Below are 15,923 nucleotides of genomic sequence, written 5' to 3'. Positions count from 1 at the left end.
CCTAAAAGCTACAGCTTTCTATTTCTGTAACCCGTAGGGTATTTACCATTCCCTTATCTTTTATTGGCATTGCCGCAAGGCTAATCAACATGTCCCCAACATCCAAAAATCCTTTCTTGCATGCAATCTGGTTTACATCCTCTATGGTTTCATCTGTAGAAACATACCTGTCATAGTAAAAAGCTTTAACTCCCCACAACAGGTTTAATTGGGTTAAAATTCTTTTGTTGGATGTAAAAACAAGGATGTGGGCACTTGGTCTCCAAGCTGATATTTGAAATGCCGTATAACCACTATTTGTTAAGGTGGAAATTGCTTTAGCCTGAATCTCATTAGCCATTATTGCTGCATGATAACATACCGATTTGGTAATGTATCTCTTGGTACGAATATGCGGCGGTGTTTGAGGGACACTAATTAAACTTGAGCCTTCCACACTACCCAAAATACTACTCATCTTTTCAATTACCTGAACAGGATAGTTTCCAACGGAAGTTTCTCCTGAAAGCATTACAGCATCTGCACCATCCATTACAGAATTGGCAACATCATTTACCTCAGCACGCGTTGGGGTTAGACTAGTAATCATAGTTTCCATCATCTGGGTAGCAATAATTACTGGAATTCTTGCTGTTTTGGCCCTAAGTACCAATTGCTTCTGAATTAAGGGAACTTCGTGTGCTGGAACTTCGACGCCTAAATCCCCGCGGGCTACCATCAATCCATCACAATAGGCAACAATTTTATCAATATTTTCTACAGCTTCCGGTTTTTCAATTTTAGCTATAATTGGAATCTTATGCTCTGAGTGTTTATTGATAATATTTTGCAGATCGATTAGGTCCTGACTATGTCGTACAAAGGAAAGTGCAATCCAATCCACTTCTTGTCCTATGGCAAAAATGGCATCCTTTATATCTTTTTCTGTAAGAGCAGGTAAAGAAATATCTGTATTGGGTAGGTTTACCCCTTTTTTTGATTTTAAGGGTCCTCCCTGTATCACTTTCGCCTTTACTTCATCCTTGCCATTGGTTTCCTTTACTTCAAATATTAGCTTTCCATCATCCAGCAAAATGCGTTCTCCCTGTTTTACATCCTGTGGAAAACTTTGGTAGTTCATGTATACCTTTTGGGCACTCCCTTCAAAAGGCTCTCCGGTAGCAAAGGTTATCTCATCTCCTGGAGCAACCACAGCTTCTCCGCCCATAACACCTACTCTAAGTTTAGGGCCTTGTAAGTCTCCGAGGATGGATGTATTGATTCCCAGTTCCTCGTTTAAATCCCGAATCATCTGAATGCGTTCGGCAACATCATCATGTGAAGCATGCGAGAAATTTATTCTAAAAACATCTACGCCTGCTTGCATCATTTTCTTAAGAACAGCTTTCTTGCTGGTTGCAGGACCAAGGGTCGCTACTATTTTGGTTTTCTTTCTAGTCGGCATTGCTAAAAGATTAGGTTTCTTTTTGATTTTAAGCTTTGTGTTTCTACTGGATATGCAGTAATAACTTTGGATATCATCTGGATAGGCTTCATATACGCTGTCAACTTCAAATCATTGTCAGCGTCAACTTTCAAAAAATAATCAACTTCCTTTTTTTCTTCTATCAAATAAGCTGTTTGTAAAGCAGTATTATTTTCAAAAAATCCATAGGATGGAACTTCAACCTCAAGGGTACACTTATTTGAAATAAGAGTCCAGTAGGTATCGTTCATCTCATCATCCCACTCAAAAACTGAAAAAGAGAGGTTTTTATCAAATTGCAAATCACTTTTCATTCTTGTTAGATGCAATCCGCAATTAGAATTTATTGCATAACCCATAGCATAGTCTTCCAAACCGCTATGTATTGCGATGAGCTGAAAATTGTCATCATAGAAGTCAGCTGATATCTTGTGCGTTGTCAACATGGCCTAAACACGAACGGTAAATATACTCTTAATACATTTCCCAGCCTAGCTGAAACGGAACATTACCCTTATAGAAGGTTACGAAAACGTTTGAGTTTACTATAATTTAAAACTGTTGATTTTCAATTCTGCTTTGCAACGCAAAATATGCTCTTCTGGAAGCTTTTTCCTCGGCCTTCTTTTTGGAAGTCGCCCTTGCTTTGGCCAGTATTTTTTCACCGATGGTGAGTTTAACGGCAAAGTGCTTTAGCTCATCATTACCGGTGTCTTCATACACATCGTAGTGAAATGATTTCTTTTGTTTTTGACACCACTCTATCACCAAACTTTTATAGCTTATTACTTTACCTTCCAATTGTTCAATATCCACATAAGGTTGTATCACCCTTGCATTAATGAATTTTTCGCAATACGGGTAGCCTCGGTCTAAATAAATGGCCCCTACCAAAGCTTCAAATACATTTCCATGAATGTTTTCTCCAAAATGTGATTTGGGAATCCTACTCTCCACAAAACGTAAAAGCTCCAACTCTTTTCCAAGTTCGTTCAAATGTTTTCTGCTTACAATTTTGGACCGCATTTTGGTAAGATATCCTTCATCTCCTTCTGGTACTTCGCTATACAAATGTTTTGATATAATGGTCCCCAACATGGCATCGCCCAAAAATTCCAGCCGCTCATAGTTCATTGGATTCCCATCTTCATCTCTCTTATTTACAGAGCGATGTAGAAATGCTTTTTTATAAACATCAATATCCTTGGGCTTAAATCCAAGTATTTTTTTGACTCCCAAAAAAAATTCCCCGTCCGTTTTCGGAGGGGAATTGAATATTTTAGAAGTAAATCTCATCGTTTACAAAACTACCCTAATTTTTTAAACAAAACGCAGGCATTATGTCCACCAAAACCAAAGGTATTACTCATTGCCACATTAACCTCTCTTTTTTGAGCTTTGTTAAGCGTTAAGTTTAATGATGAATCTATATTCTCATCCACCACACTATGGTTAATTGTAGGAGGGACAAGGCTATGTTCCATAGCCAAGATAGAGGCAATGGCTTCAATAGCTCCTGCTGCGCCAAGTAAATGCCCCGTCATGGACTTAGTAGAATTGATGTTGATGTTGGGCGCATGCGCTCCAAACACTTTGGAGATTGCTATCAACTCGGCAACATCACCTAAAGGTGTGGATGTTCCATGAGTGTTAATAGCATCTATATCTTCTGGTTTTAACCCAGCGTTCTGTAAACAATTTTCCATCACCCTTACAACACCTATTCCTTCAGGGTGTGGTGCGGTCATATGGTGTGCATCGCTGGATAATCCGCCGCCCAATACCTCAGCATATATTTTGGCTCCCCTAGCTTTTGCATGCTCATATTCTTCTAGAATAAGTGCTCCAGCTCCTTCACCTAGAACAAAACCATCTCTTGTAGCATCAAAAGGTCTCGATGCAGATTCTGGACTTTCATTTCTTGTTGATAATGCATGCATGGCGTTAAATCCGCCCATACCCGCTATGGTAACTGCAGCTTCGCTTCCTCCTGAAACAATAACATCACAATGTCCTAATCTAATATAATTAAGAGCATCAATCATTGCATTTGCGGATGATGCGCAAGCGGAAACCGTAGTGTAATTCGGGCCCATAAATCCATGCTTAATGGAAATATTCCCTGGTGCAATATCTGCAATCATTTTTGGGATGAAAAACGGGTTAAAACGAGGGGTTCCATCGCCTCCAGCGTATCCCATCATTTCATTTTGGAACGTTTCCAATCCTCCAATTCCTGCCCCCCAGATAACTCCTACCCTAAACTTGTCCACGGTATCCAAGTTTATACCTGAGTCTGCAATAGCTTCATCTGAAGAAACTAGTGCATATTGGGCAAATCTATCTAGTTTTCTGGCTTCTTTTCTATCAAAAAAGTCTTCAGGTTTATATCCCTTAAGCTCACAGGCAAATTTGGTTTTGAACTTTTCCGTATCGAAATACGTAATGGGTGCACAACCGCTTTTACCGTTTTTTAGTCCTTCCCAATAAGCCTCCAAATTGTTACCTATGGGAGTAAGTGCCCCCATTCCAGTAACTACTACTCGCTTTAACTGCATTGAACTATTCTTTATGCTTTAGACCTAAATTAAAAAAAAATTATCCATGTGATGATCATCACATGGATAATTTACAATCTTTAGTAAAATATCATAAAATTACTTCGCTTCTTCTATATAGCTAATGGCTTGACCAACAGTTGCAATGTTCTCTGCTTGATCATCTGGAATTTGAATATCAAATTCTTTTTCAAACTCCATGATAAGTTCAACAGTGTCCAAGGAATCCGCTCCTAAATCATTGGTGAAGCTAGCTTCAGCTACTACTTCATTCTCATCTACACCTAGCTTATCAACGATGATAGCTTTTACTCTTGATGCAATGTCTGACATAATTATATCGGTTTTAAAAATTTAATCGTTGGCAAAAATATAAAACTTTGGATTAAATACACCATTTGTCGATAAAATGTGCCATAAATTAAACATCTTACCCCCTCATATACTACTTTAGCTCCTAAATATTGACCAATAGTTATAGTAGTAGTCCCATAATGAAACGAATCGTCATCTTGGCCTCTGGAAGTGGTTCAAATGCAGAAAACATCATTTCCTTTTTTAGGGAAAATGACCTTGTAGAGGTATCTGCAGTGTTTACCAATAAGAAAACCGCAGCAGTTTTAGACCGCTGTGAAAGACTTAAAGTACCAGCTTTTTATTTTAACAGAGGAGCTTTTTCTGACTCGGATAGCTTTATAAAGGTTTTACAGGGCTTAAGCCCTGACCTAATTGTTTTGGCGGGATTTTTATGGAAGATCCCATCCCCATTTATTAATGCTTTTCCAAACTGCATCATAAACATTCACCCCGCTTTATTACCAAAATATGGTGGAAAAGGCATGTATGGGGCAAAAGTACATCAGGCAGTAAAAGAAAATGGGGATTCAGAAACCGGTATTACCATTCACTATGTAAATGAAAATTATGATGAAGGGGCCATAATATTTCAAGCAAGTACACCAATATCTTCTGAGGATAGTGCAGAGTCTATAGCTGAAAAAGTACACCAATTGGAATATGAACATTTCCCAAAAGTGATAGAAAAATTACTGATGTAATGGCAGCTAAAAAAAAGTTTTATGTGGTTTGGAAAGGCAAGCGACCTGGCATCTACGAAAGCTGGGCAGATTGCAAGGCACAGATAGAAGGCTTTAAAGGAGCACAGTACAAATCCTTCTCCGAGTTTGCAGAAGCCAAAAAGGCATACAACAGTAATTATCTTGAATACAAGGGCAAATCCAAAGGTAAAAAAGAGCTGTCACCTGAAGAATTGCTAAAAATTGGAGATCCCAATTATAATTCTATTTCCGTTGACGCAGCCTCCAGCGGTAACCCGGGTAAAATGGAATACCAAGGTGTCGACACCAAAACCAAAAAGCTGCTTTTTAAACAGGGCCCGTTTGAGCAAGGCACCAATAATATTGGAGAGTTCTTGGCCTTGGTACATGGTCTCGCATTTTTAAAGGAACGAAAAAGTGAGCGTATTATTTATTCAGATTCTAGAATTGCCATAGGTTGGGTAAGAAAGAAAAAGTGCGGCACCAAATTGAAAAAAAACGCCAAAAACGCTACTGTTTTTGAACTTATCCAACGTGCCGAAGACTGGTTGAAAAAAAATAGGTACAATACCCCAATTGTTAAATGGGAAACCAAAGCATGGGGAGAAATACCCGCTGATTTTGGCAGAAAATAAAGCAACTTTTATACAATTGATTCACTTTTCTTTAAATACCCTCTTCGTAGTTACAAATGGCAATGCTAAAGTGTATATTTGCACCAAATTTTAGTGAATGGGTAAATTATTGATTGTTGGAAGTGTCGCTTTTGATGATATTGAGACTCCTTTTGGCAAGAGTGATAAAATCTTAGGAGGCGCAGGAACCTTTATAAGTTTGGCAGCTTCCCAGTTTAAAGTTGAATCTGCTGTGGTCTCGGTTGTAGGAGATGATTTTCCACAAAGCTATCTAGACCTTTTGACTGAACGAAACATTGACATTTCCGGAATTGATATTGTTAAAGGAGGAAAAACCTTTTATTGGAAAGGGAAGTACCATAATGATTTAAATTCTAGGGACACCATAATTACAGAGCTAAATACCTTAGCCGATTTCAATCCTATTGTTCCTGATAATTTTAAAACTGCCGAAGTTGTTATGCTGGGCAACTTGCATCCAAATATTCAAATGGGTGTAATCAACCAGATGGAAGAACGACCAAAGCTCATCATTTTGGATACCATGAACTTTTGGATGAATCATACCTGGGATGAGTTAGTAGCTGTCATAAAATATATAGACGTTATTACCATTAATGACGAAGAGGCCCGCCAAATGACCAACGAATATTCACTGGTAAAAGCCGCAGCCAAGATACAAGAGATGGGGCCAAAATATGTGGTCATTAAAAAAGGAGAACACGGTGCACTTTTATTTCATAAAGAGCATATTTTCTTTGCGCCTGCCTTACCTTTGGAAGATGTTTTTGATCCCACGGGAGCAGGAGATACTTTTGCAGGTGGTTTTGCGGGCCATTTAGCAGAAACAAAAAATATTTCTTTTGAAAGCATGAAGAATGCCATCATACACGGATCTAACCTAGCTTCATTTTGTGTGGAACGCTTTGGAACAGAAAGAATGGTAGAATTGCAGAAGCACGAAGTGGATAAACGATTGATACAGTTTAGAGAATTGACACAGTTCAATATTGAATTAACATAAATACTGCCCTGAAAATTTTCGGGGCTTTTTTATTTTTGGTTTGTTATGAGTGATGCGATTAAGCACGAATGCGGAATATCATTGATCCGTTTGCTTAAACCTCTAGAGTACTACAAAGAAAAATACGGTACTGCCTTCTACGGTGTAAACAAGATGTACCTTATGATGGAAAAACAGCATAACCGAGGACAGGACGGTGCTGGTTTTGCTAGCATAAAATTGGATATGGATCCTGGAGAGCGTTACATGAGCAGGGTTCGTTCTGCACAGCAACAGCCCATACAGGATATTTTTGCCCAAATCAATGAGCGAATCAATACTACTCTCGGGCAACACCCAGAATATGAAAATGATGTCGCCCTTCAGAAAAAGAACATTCCATACATAGGAGAATTGTTGATGGGGCATGTGAGGTACGGCACCTTCGGGAAAAATAGTATTGAAAGCGTCCACCCTTTTTTAAGACAGAACAATTGGATGCATAGAAATCTCATTGTTGCGGGTAACTTTAACATGACCAATGTTGATGAGCTCTTTAATAACCTTGTAGCCCTAGGACAACATCCGAAGGAAATGGCGGATACCGTCACCGTAATGGAAAAAATTGGTCACTTCCTAGATGATGCGGTTGCCAAACTCTACAAGCAAATAAAAAAGGAAGGGTTCAATAAAAGACAAGCTTCCGCTTTAATTGCAGAGCGATTAAACGTTGCAAAATTACTTACTAAGTCTTCCAAGAATTGGGATGGCGGCTATACTATTGGAGGTTTATTGGGCCATGGCGATGCCTTTGTCATGAGAGACCCCGCTGGAATACGTCCGGCTTACTTCTACCAAGATGAGGAAGTGGTTGTGGTTGCTTCAGAAAGGCCAGCTATTCAAACTGTTTTTAATGTCAAATACGATGATATAAAAGAGCTTGATCCTGGGCATGCCATCATCGTAAAGAAAAAAGGAACGGTTCATTTGGAGCAGATTCAGGAGCCTACAGAAAGAAAAGCGTGCTCTTTTGAGCGGATTTATTTTTCAAGAGGAAGCGACAAAGAAATTTATCAGGAACGAAAAATGCTTGGGAAATTGGTGTTCCCACAAATTTTGAAAGCCATTGATGATGATTTGGGCAATACCGTTTTCTCATTCATTCCCAATACCGCTGAGACATCCTTTTTTGGTATGGTAAAAGAAGCCCAAAATTACCTCAACAAAAGAAAGGAAGAGCAGATATTGGCCTTAGGACCAAAAATTACTGGAGAAGAGTTACACAAAATATTGGAGGTGCGTCCTCGAATTGAAAAAGTGGCCATCAAGGATGCCAAGCTGCGCACCTTTATTACCCAGGACAGTAGTAGGGATGACCTTGTAGCCCACGTCTATGACATCTCATACGGATCAGTAAAAGAAAATGACAATCTTGTTATTATCGACGATAGCATTGTACGGGGGACAACTTTAAAAAGAAGTATTCTCAAAATTCTTGATAGACTATCTCCTAAAAAAATAGTGGTCGTATCGTCGGCTCCGCAGATACGATATCCAGATTGCTATGGGATTGATATGGCCAAGCTTGAGGATTTTGTGGCTTTTAAAGCGGCGCAGGCACTACATGAAGAACATGGAACTACGCACATCATAAAAGACATCTACGAAAAATGCCTAGCCCAAACCGATTCTAATGATAAAGAGGTTGTGAACTATGTAAAAGAGTTTTATGCTCCATTTACAGCAGACCAAATTTCAAAGAAAACTGCAGAAATTCTTAGTCCCGAAGACATTAATGCCGAAGTCGCTATCATCTATCAAAGCATAGAAGGTTTGCACCAAGCTTGTCCTAAAAATTTAGGGGATTGGTATTTCACAGGAAACTATCCAACACCAGGTGGAAATAGAGTGGTGAACAGGGCATTCATCAACTTCTACGAAGGCAAAAACCAGAGAGCTTATTAATTGAGCTGTATTTAAATTAAAGTTAATGTGTGCATTTCATCGATGAAACGTGCAGATTGCCGTGTTTTTGTACGGTAGGTAAATGTCAAACCTACTTTAGTATTGCCATAGCATAAGTAGGTTAAGTTCATGGTAAGATTTGGGGCAAAAAAGGTGGAAGCTATTCCACCTTTTTTATTTTAGGTAATCCAAATACAATTCTTCGTAATCCTTTTCCTTAGCAATAGTACTCCCTAACAACAAGGTTGGTCGTTCAACCAAATAAAGGGGGTTTCGTCTAAAAGCTTTTTCCACAAGTACCTCCTTGCCTTACATTTGGAGGACCATAGCATAAGTAGGTTAAGTTCATGGTAAGATTTGGGGAAAGAAGGCGGAGGCAACTCCGCCTTCTTTATGTTTGAACCCCAAGGATTTAACAAATTCTTCTCCCAAAGTCAGCTTAAATTTTTCTTTACAACTCAAAAAATTCCTCAAAAACTTTTGTTATTTCTCACAATACCAGTAATTTAGTTTTGCCATAGCATAAGTAGGTTAAGTTTATGGTAAGATTTGGGACGAAAAGGGTGAGGGCTTCCTCACCCTTTTCTATTACAAACATTTGTAAAGGTAAAAGGGCGGGGCACTAAATAGTGCCCCGCCCTTTTTATCCAAGTAATAAAGTTACCTATTTGTTCGCTTCATAATTTTCAGAAACCTTATCCCAATTGATTACATTAAAGAATGCTGAAACATAATCTGGTCTTCTATTCTGATAGTTTAAATAATATGCATGCTCCCAAACATCCAGCCCAAGAATGGGGTGACCTCCACAAGCTACTCCAGGCATAATGGGATTGTCTTGGTTTGGTGTTGAGCAAACTTCAACTTTTCCGCCTTTATGAACACAAAGCCATGCCCAACCCGAACCAAAACGAGTTCCAGCAGCAGCACTAAACTTTTCTTTAAATCCATCAAAAGAGCCAAAAGCAGCATCAATAGCAGTCGCTAAATCTCCACTAGGTGCTCCACCGCCATTAGGAGACATTACTTCCCAGAACAAGGCGTGATTATAAAAGCCTCCTCCGTTGTTTCTTACAGCTCCATTAGACATGTCCAGATTGGATAAAACATCTAAGATTTCCTTTCCTTCTAAATCAGTTCCGGCTATAGCTCCATTTAATTTGGTTGTATAACCATTGTGGTGCTTTGTATGATGGATTTCCATCGTTCTTGCATCTATATGTGGCTCCAACGCATCATATGCATAGGGTAATTTTGGTAATTCAAAAGCCATATTTCTTTTGTTTTTAAGTTATTAATGATTCCTGTAAAAATACGGTTTTAAGATATATTTTTCATGCAATTGGATATTAAGTTCAGGTACGTAATCCGTAATTTGCAAGAAAAACATTTTTGGAGGTTTCCAGCTTTAAAATATACAACGCATCCGCAGGTTCTGGCAAAACATATATGTTGGCCAAAGAATACCTTAAACTCATATTATCTGATAGCTCCTCCGCTACATTTAGGCAAATTCTGGCCATCACCTTTACCAACAAGGCCGTTGGAGAAATGAAAAATAGAATTTTAGAAAATCTTTACGCTTTTGGTACTAAAACTGATGCCAAGGAACAAAGTTCCTTGTTCCACGACATTTGTAAAGAGCTTTCATTAAAACCAGAACAACTGCAACGGAGGTCCCAAATTGTGCTAAAGAGAATTTTGCATAATTATTCATTTTTTGAAATTTCTACTATTGACAAATTCAACCATAAAATCATAAAAACATTTGCACGTGATCTTCAGCTTGCACAAAATTTTGAGGTGGAATTGGACGTTGAACTGCTTTTGGAGGAGGCCGTGGGCAATTTGTTGGAAAGGACAGGAACCGATAAAGAACTTACAGATGTCCTACTTTCTTTTTCCCTAGAAAAAATTGATGATGATAAAAGTTGGAACATCGCTTATGATTTGGTTGAGATTGGAAAGTTGCTTTTTCAAGAGAATCATTCCACACATCTTGAAAAATTAAGTTCAAAAACCATTCGCGATTTTCAGGAAATCCAAAAAAACATCTTATCTCAAATCGCTTCAATTGAGGGGAAAGCCATTCTAGAGGCGCAAAAAATACTGACGGAAATTGATAATATGGGTTTCGTAGAGTCAGATTTCCCAAGAAAAACCTTGCCCAATCATTTCAAAAAAATAAGCTCGAAAGAGTTCAATCCAAAAGCGCTATACAACAACAAACTTGAACAAAACCTCCTTGATAATACCATTTTAAAATCTGGAGACAAAAGAGATTCCAATCATTTATCCAGTTACATTTTAGAATCGTACTTGTCTATAAAAAAGAAAATCTACCAACGGGCTTACCTTAAAAATATTTATGGCAATATTGTTCCTTTAACGGTGCTTAATGAAATTGCGAAGGAAATCAAGAATATTGAAAATGAAAAAGACATCATCCCCATCTCTTCATTAAATTCCCTACTGTCCAAAGAAATTAAAAATCAGCCAGTGCCTTTTATTTATGAGAGAATGGGAGAAAAGTATCGGCATTACTTTATTGATGAATTCCAGGATACTTCCCAAATGCAATGGGATAATTTAATTCCCTTAATTGGAAGTGCGCTTGAAAGTGAAAACGAGATAAAGGAACGCGGTTCCTTATTCCTGGTTGGAGATGTAAAGCAGGCCATTTACCGGTGGCGTGGTGGTAGGGCAGAACAATTCTTAAATCTCATCAACAAAAAAACACATCCTTTTGTAGTAGCACCCAACATCAATGTTCTGGACACCAATTGGAGAAGTCACAAAGAAATTGTCCAATTCAATAATAGTTTTTTCAAGTTGATTGCTCTCTTTTTAAAAGATGAAGATCATAAAAATCTCTTTTTAGAAGGTTGCGAACAAAAACCGAACACTGTAAATGGGGGTTTTGTGCAATTGTCTTTTTTGGATAAAATGGCAGACAATAAGGAAGAAGTCTATTGCAACGAGGTTTTAAAGGCGATTGATCAAGCCATCTCCAAAAAGCACTCCTATGCTGATATCTGTATTTTGGTTAGGGATAATAATAAAGGCGTAATCCTTGCCAATTTTTTATCGCAGAACCATATTCCTATTGTTTCATCAGATTCTCTGTTGCTTGCAAACAATGAAAAAGTGGTCTTTCTGATTTCACTTCTAAAAGTGATTGACAACATAAACGATAAAGAAGCTGCCTATCAGGTTTTACGTTATCTAGCTTCAGTAGAAAGTAAAACCCACGATTTTACAGCATCTTATCTTGATGATCTTGGGGCGCTATTTTCTGAAATTTATGGATTTCATCTTCAAGATGTAAAAGGGCAACCGGTACTGACAATTTTGGAACAGGCAATCATTAAGTTTGACCTTGTTAAGGATTCAGAAGCTTACCTCACTTTTTTAATGGATGAAGTATTATTGGTGGAAAAAAGAGACGGCCCTGGGGTCTATTCCTTTCTCAATTATTGGGAACAAAAAAAAGGAAGCCTGTCCATTACAGCTCCAGATCACGTGAATGCAGTAAAAATTATGACCGTTCATAAGGCAAAAGGGTTAGAGTTCCCTGTTGTAATTTTTCCTTTTGCGAATGCAATTATTGATGATAAAAGAAAGAAAAAGAAATCTTGGACACCTGCTCTTGAGGCAGGAGAAAAATTTGGGTTGTCTGAATTCTTGGTCAACACTACCCAAGACATGTTGCATTACAATGAGCTAGCCGCGGAGGTGTATACGGATGAATCTAAAAAGACGGCCTTGGATGCATTTAATGTATTGTATGTTGCGTTAACAAGAGCCGAAAAAGCATTATACATTATTTCTGAGACAGGTAAGAATGTCAATTCTTTAATGGAAGCCCTCTCCTATGCCGACTTGTTCCAATATTATCTTAGTGAAAAAGGAATTCCAAAAAATGAGCTTGACGTTTATACTTTCGGCGATTTCTCGGAAAATAAAAGCACTGCTGAACAACACTCGAAAGAGCCTCATTATATTCCATATATGATAAGGAACAAACAAGAAATTGATTTTACTATTTCTACAAAATCCAGTCAGTTGTGGGATGAGGAAAAAAGAGAGGCCATTGAAATGGGAAATCTAATTCACTTTGCCTTAAGCCAAATAAAAACGTTGGATGATGTTCCGCAGGTTCTTGAAAAATTAAAGTTGACAGGTCATGCTCCCCAAGATTCAATAACATATATTGAGCAGAAAATCCTTGCCATTATTCATCATCCCAAACTAAAAGAATTTTTTACGCACCAATATCAAATATTGAATGAACAAGAAATTCTTAAAGCTAATGGCGAATCTTTGCGTCCAGATAGAATTGCAATTGCTGATAATGAAGCTACTATAATTGATTATAAAACTGGAAAGACATCACCATCCCATAAAGAGCAGATAACCGAATATGCAGATGTACTAAAAGAAATGAATTTTAAAATTAAACATCTCATTATTGTTTATATTGACCAAGAAATAAATCCCCATTTTCTCTAAACAAAACATTATGTACGGAAAAATAAAAGAGCACCTTTCCAACGAATTGGAAACTATTAAGGAAGCAGGACTTTTTAAACAGGAGCGCGTTATAACGTCCCCACAAGATGCTGTTATAAAAATAGCTTCTGGACAAGAGGTGGTAAATTTTTGTGCCAACAACTATCTAGGGCTTTCCTCCCATCCAGAGGTAATACAAGCGGCAAAAGACACCTTGGACACCCACGGTTTTGGAATGTCATCGGTTCGGTTTATTTGTGGCACTCAGGATATCCATAAAGAACTAGAGCAAAAAATCGCTGATTTTTATGGCACAGAGGACACTATTTTGTATGCCGCCGCTTTTGATGCCAACGGAGGCGTCTTTGAGCCATTGTTGACCGCAGAGGATGCCATAATCTCAGATTCCTTAAACCATGCTTCCATTATTGACGGAGTACGGTTGTGCAAGGCAAAAAGATATCGATATGCCAACAATGATATGGCAGATTTGGAAAATCAACTGTTACAAAGCCAAAAAGATGGCGCCCGATTTAAAATAATAGTTACTGATGGTGTTTTTTCCATGGATGGCTTGTTAGCCCCATTGGATAAAATTTGTGACCTAGCGGACAAGTATGATGCCTTGGTCATGATCGACGAATGTCATTCTGCCGGTTTCATTGGAGAGACAGGACGAGGAACTTTGGAGGAAAAAGGGGTAATGGATCGTATTGATATCATCACAGGTACCTTGGGCAAAGCATTGGGAGGTGCTATGGGTGGCTATACAACCGGCAAAAAGGAAATCATAGAAATGTTGCGCCAAAGATCAAGGCCTTATCTGTTTTCCAATTCACTTGCACCGGCAATAGTGGGTGCTTCCATTAAGGTTTTTGAAATGCTGGATAAAGACACTTCGCTAAGAGATAAACTCCAAGACAATACGGAATACTTTAAAAAAGGCATGAAAAAGGCAGGTTTTGACATTATTGATGGAGATTCTGCAATCGTTCCCGTAATGTTATATGATGCCAAACTCTCGCAACAAATGGCAAATATGCTTTTAGAGAAAGGAATCTATGTAATAGGTTTTTTCTTTCCCGTAGTCCCAAAAGGCAAGGCTCGCATTAGAGTACAGCTGTCCGCAGCACATGAGAAGCACCATTTGGATCATGCCATTAACGCTTTCATTGAGGTGGGAAAAGCATTGAAAATCGTTGAAATGCAGTAAATGTTCCATGTAATGCATCAAAAAAAAAGAAAAATTGATTTTGTTAATAAGTCTTAACAACTTACATTTGCTGCTGATAAACACTTAAACTTAAAATTTTGAGCATGAAACATCTTAGCAAATTATTAGTTGTTGTCCTATTAGTTTTAGGAGCTAACAACATACAAGCGCAAGACGAGAATAATCCTTGGCAGGTTAGTTTCGGGGTAAACGCAATTGACCTTTATCCTACTAACGACGAGAACAACCCGTTCTCTAGTACTACATTGTTCGATGAGTACTTTAACGTTTCTGACCACTGGAACATCTTGCCTTCCGTTTCTTACGTGGCCGTATCTAAGTACGTTGGAAGTGGTTTTTCTGTAGGTGCAAGAGGTTCTTTAAATAGAATTGAAAACAACGGTGATCAATCCGTTGATGATCTTTCTCATTACGCTATAGATGGTACCATTAAGTACAACTTCCTAAAAAACACAACTATTGATCCTTTTGCGGAAATTGGTGGTGGTTATACTTGGGTAGATGAAATTGGTGCTGGAACAGCAAACGCTGGTATTGGTGTTAATATCTGGTTCTCAGAGAACGTAGGTTTAACATTACAGACTCAGTATAAGCATGCTTTCGAAGATTACTTAGTTAAGCATTTCCAACACATGGCAGGTATTAGCATCAAATTTGGTGGAACTGATACTGATGGTGACGGAATCTACGACAAAGATGATGCTTGTCCAGAAGTTGCTGGTTTAGAAGCTTTCAATGGTTGTCCAGATGCTGACGGTGACGGAATTGAAGATAGCAAAGATAGCTGTCCTAACGAAGCTGGTTCTAAAGAAATGAACGGTTGTCCAGATGCTGACGGTGACGGTGTAGCTGACAAAGATGATGCTTGTCCTAACGAAGCTGGTCTTGCTACTTTAGCTGGATGTCCAGATGCTGACGGTGACGGTGTAGCTGATAAAGACGATCAATGTCCTAACGAAGCTGGTCCTGCTGAGAACAACGGATGCCCTTGGCCTGATGCTGATGGTGACAGTGTTCTTGATAAAGATGATCAATGTCCTCAAGTAGCTGGTACTGTTGCTAACAATGGTTGTCCAGAAGTAACTGAAGAAGTTCAAAAGCAATTGAACGACTATGCAAGAACTATCTTGTTCGACACTGGTAGATCTTCTATCAAAGCAGAATCTACTTCTGTAATGGTTGATATCATCCAAATTTTGAATGAGTATCCTAATGCTAAGTTTTCAGTTGAAGGACACACTGATAGTGTTGGTGGAGCAACTACAAACCAAAAACTTTCTGAGTCAAGAGCGCTTTCTGTAAAAGACTTCTTGGTAGATAAAGGAATTGGAGAGTTCAGATTATCCGCTGTTGGTTATGGTGAAGACAAGCCAATTGCTACAAACAAAACAAGAGCTGGTAGAGCTCAAAACAGAAGAGTTGAAATCAACTTGGTAAAATAATGAAATAGAAATTCAGTTTTCTTTTCAAAAAAGGCTCCGCAAATGCGGAGC

Annotated in this window: 13 protein-coding genes; 7 read left to right on the top strand and 6 right to left on the bottom strand. The window is 38.4% G+C overall.

The window, feature by feature from the left end; translation table 11 throughout:
* Position 1 precedes the first annotated feature (1 nt).
* The 5 genes from pyk to FVB32_RS06105 all read right to left on the bottom strand — a co-directional run bounded on the left by pyk (position 2) and on the right by FVB32_RS06105 (position 4,356).
* Positions 2-1,444 (bottom strand): pyruvate kinase, encoded by a 1,443-nt coding sequence (gene pyk / locus FVB32_RS06125; protein ID WP_147742205.1) that lies wholly within the window; start codon positions 1,442-1,444, stop codon positions 2-4.
* 2 nt (positions 1,445-1,446) lie between these two features.
* Complete coding sequence (locus FVB32_RS06120; protein WP_147742203.1) at positions 1,447-1,911, bottom strand: IPExxxVDY family protein; 465 nt, start codon at positions 1,909-1,911, stop codon at positions 1,447-1,449.
* Between the two features lie 106 nt (positions 1,912-2,017).
* Positions 2,018-2,761, bottom strand: coding sequence for a ribonuclease III (gene rnc / locus FVB32_RS06115; RefSeq protein ID WP_147742201.1), 744 nt, complete (start codon positions 2,759-2,761; stop codon positions 2,018-2,020).
* 11 nt (positions 2,762-2,772) lie between these two features.
* Complete coding sequence (gene fabF / locus FVB32_RS06110; protein ID WP_147742199.1) at positions 2,773-4,023, bottom strand: beta-ketoacyl-ACP synthase II; 1,251 nt, start codon at positions 4,021-4,023, stop codon at positions 2,773-2,775.
* Positions 4,024-4,122: 99 nt separating this feature from the next.
* Positions 4,123-4,356 (bottom strand): acyl carrier protein, encoded by a 234-nt coding sequence (locus FVB32_RS06105; protein ID WP_009778413.1) that lies wholly within the window; start codon positions 4,354-4,356, stop codon positions 4,123-4,125.
* 161 nt (positions 4,357-4,517) lie between these two features.
* Between FVB32_RS06105 and purN the strand changes: the two genes are divergently transcribed.
* From purN to FVB32_RS06085, 4 genes are all read left to right on the top strand, one after another.
* Positions 4,518-5,081 carry a phosphoribosylglycinamide formyltransferase gene (gene purN, locus FVB32_RS06100; RefSeq protein WP_147742197.1) on the top strand — a complete coding sequence of 188 codons (564 nt, stop codon included), beginning with the start codon at positions 4,518-4,520 and terminating at the stop codon, positions 5,079-5,081.
* Entirely contained in the window at positions 5,081-5,716 is a 636-nt protein-coding gene (locus tag FVB32_RS06095) for a ribonuclease H1 domain-containing protein (RefSeq protein WP_147742195.1), read from the top strand. Before purN ends, FVB32_RS06095 begins: the two co-directional genes overlap by 1 nt.
* Positions 5,717-5,813: 97 nt before the next feature.
* Positions 5,814-6,740, top strand: coding sequence for a PfkB family carbohydrate kinase (locus FVB32_RS06090; RefSeq protein WP_147742193.1), 927 nt, complete (start codon positions 5,814-5,816; stop codon positions 6,738-6,740).
* Between the two features lie 45 nt (positions 6,741-6,785).
* Positions 6,786-8,684 (top strand): amidophosphoribosyltransferase, encoded by a 1,899-nt coding sequence (locus FVB32_RS06085; protein WP_147742191.1) that lies wholly within the window; start codon positions 6,786-6,788, stop codon positions 8,682-8,684.
* Between the two features lie 664 nt (positions 8,685-9,348).
* Here the strand turns inward: FVB32_RS06085 and FVB32_RS06080 are convergent.
* Positions 9,349-9,957: a superoxide dismutase gene (locus FVB32_RS06080; protein WP_147742189.1), complete on the bottom strand. Its 609-nt coding sequence runs from the start codon at positions 9,955-9,957 to the stop codon at positions 9,349-9,351.
* A 119-nt stretch (positions 9,958-10,076) separates the two neighbouring features.
* Between FVB32_RS06080 and FVB32_RS06075 the strand changes: the two genes are divergently transcribed.
* The 3 genes from FVB32_RS06075 to FVB32_RS06065 all read left to right on the top strand — a co-directional run bounded on the left by FVB32_RS06075 (position 10,077) and on the right by FVB32_RS06065 (position 15,872).
* Positions 10,077-13,196, top strand: a complete 3,120-nt coding sequence (locus tag FVB32_RS06075; RefSeq protein ID WP_147742187.1) for a UvrD-helicase domain-containing protein — start codon at positions 10,077-10,079, stop codon at positions 13,194-13,196.
* Positions 13,197-13,206: 10 nt separating this feature from the next.
* A complete protein-coding gene (gene kbl, locus FVB32_RS06070; protein ID WP_147742185.1) occupies positions 13,207-14,409 on the top strand; it encodes a glycine C-acetyltransferase in 1,203 nt (400 codons plus the stop codon).
* Between the two features lie 104 nt (positions 14,410-14,513).
* Positions 14,514-15,872, top strand: a complete 1,359-nt coding sequence (locus FVB32_RS06065) for an OmpA family protein (protein WP_147742183.1) — start codon at positions 14,514-14,516, stop codon at positions 15,870-15,872.
* Positions 15,873-15,923: the final 51 nt, after the last annotated feature.

Source organism: Flagellimonas hymeniacidonis, assembly GCF_008040165.1.
Lineage (GTDB): Bacteria > Bacteroidota > Bacteroidia > Flavobacteriales > Flavobacteriaceae > Flagellimonas > Flagellimonas hymeniacidonis.
The sequence above is the reverse complement of the archived record's forward strand: the minus strand, read 5'-3'. Positions and strand labels throughout refer to the sequence as shown.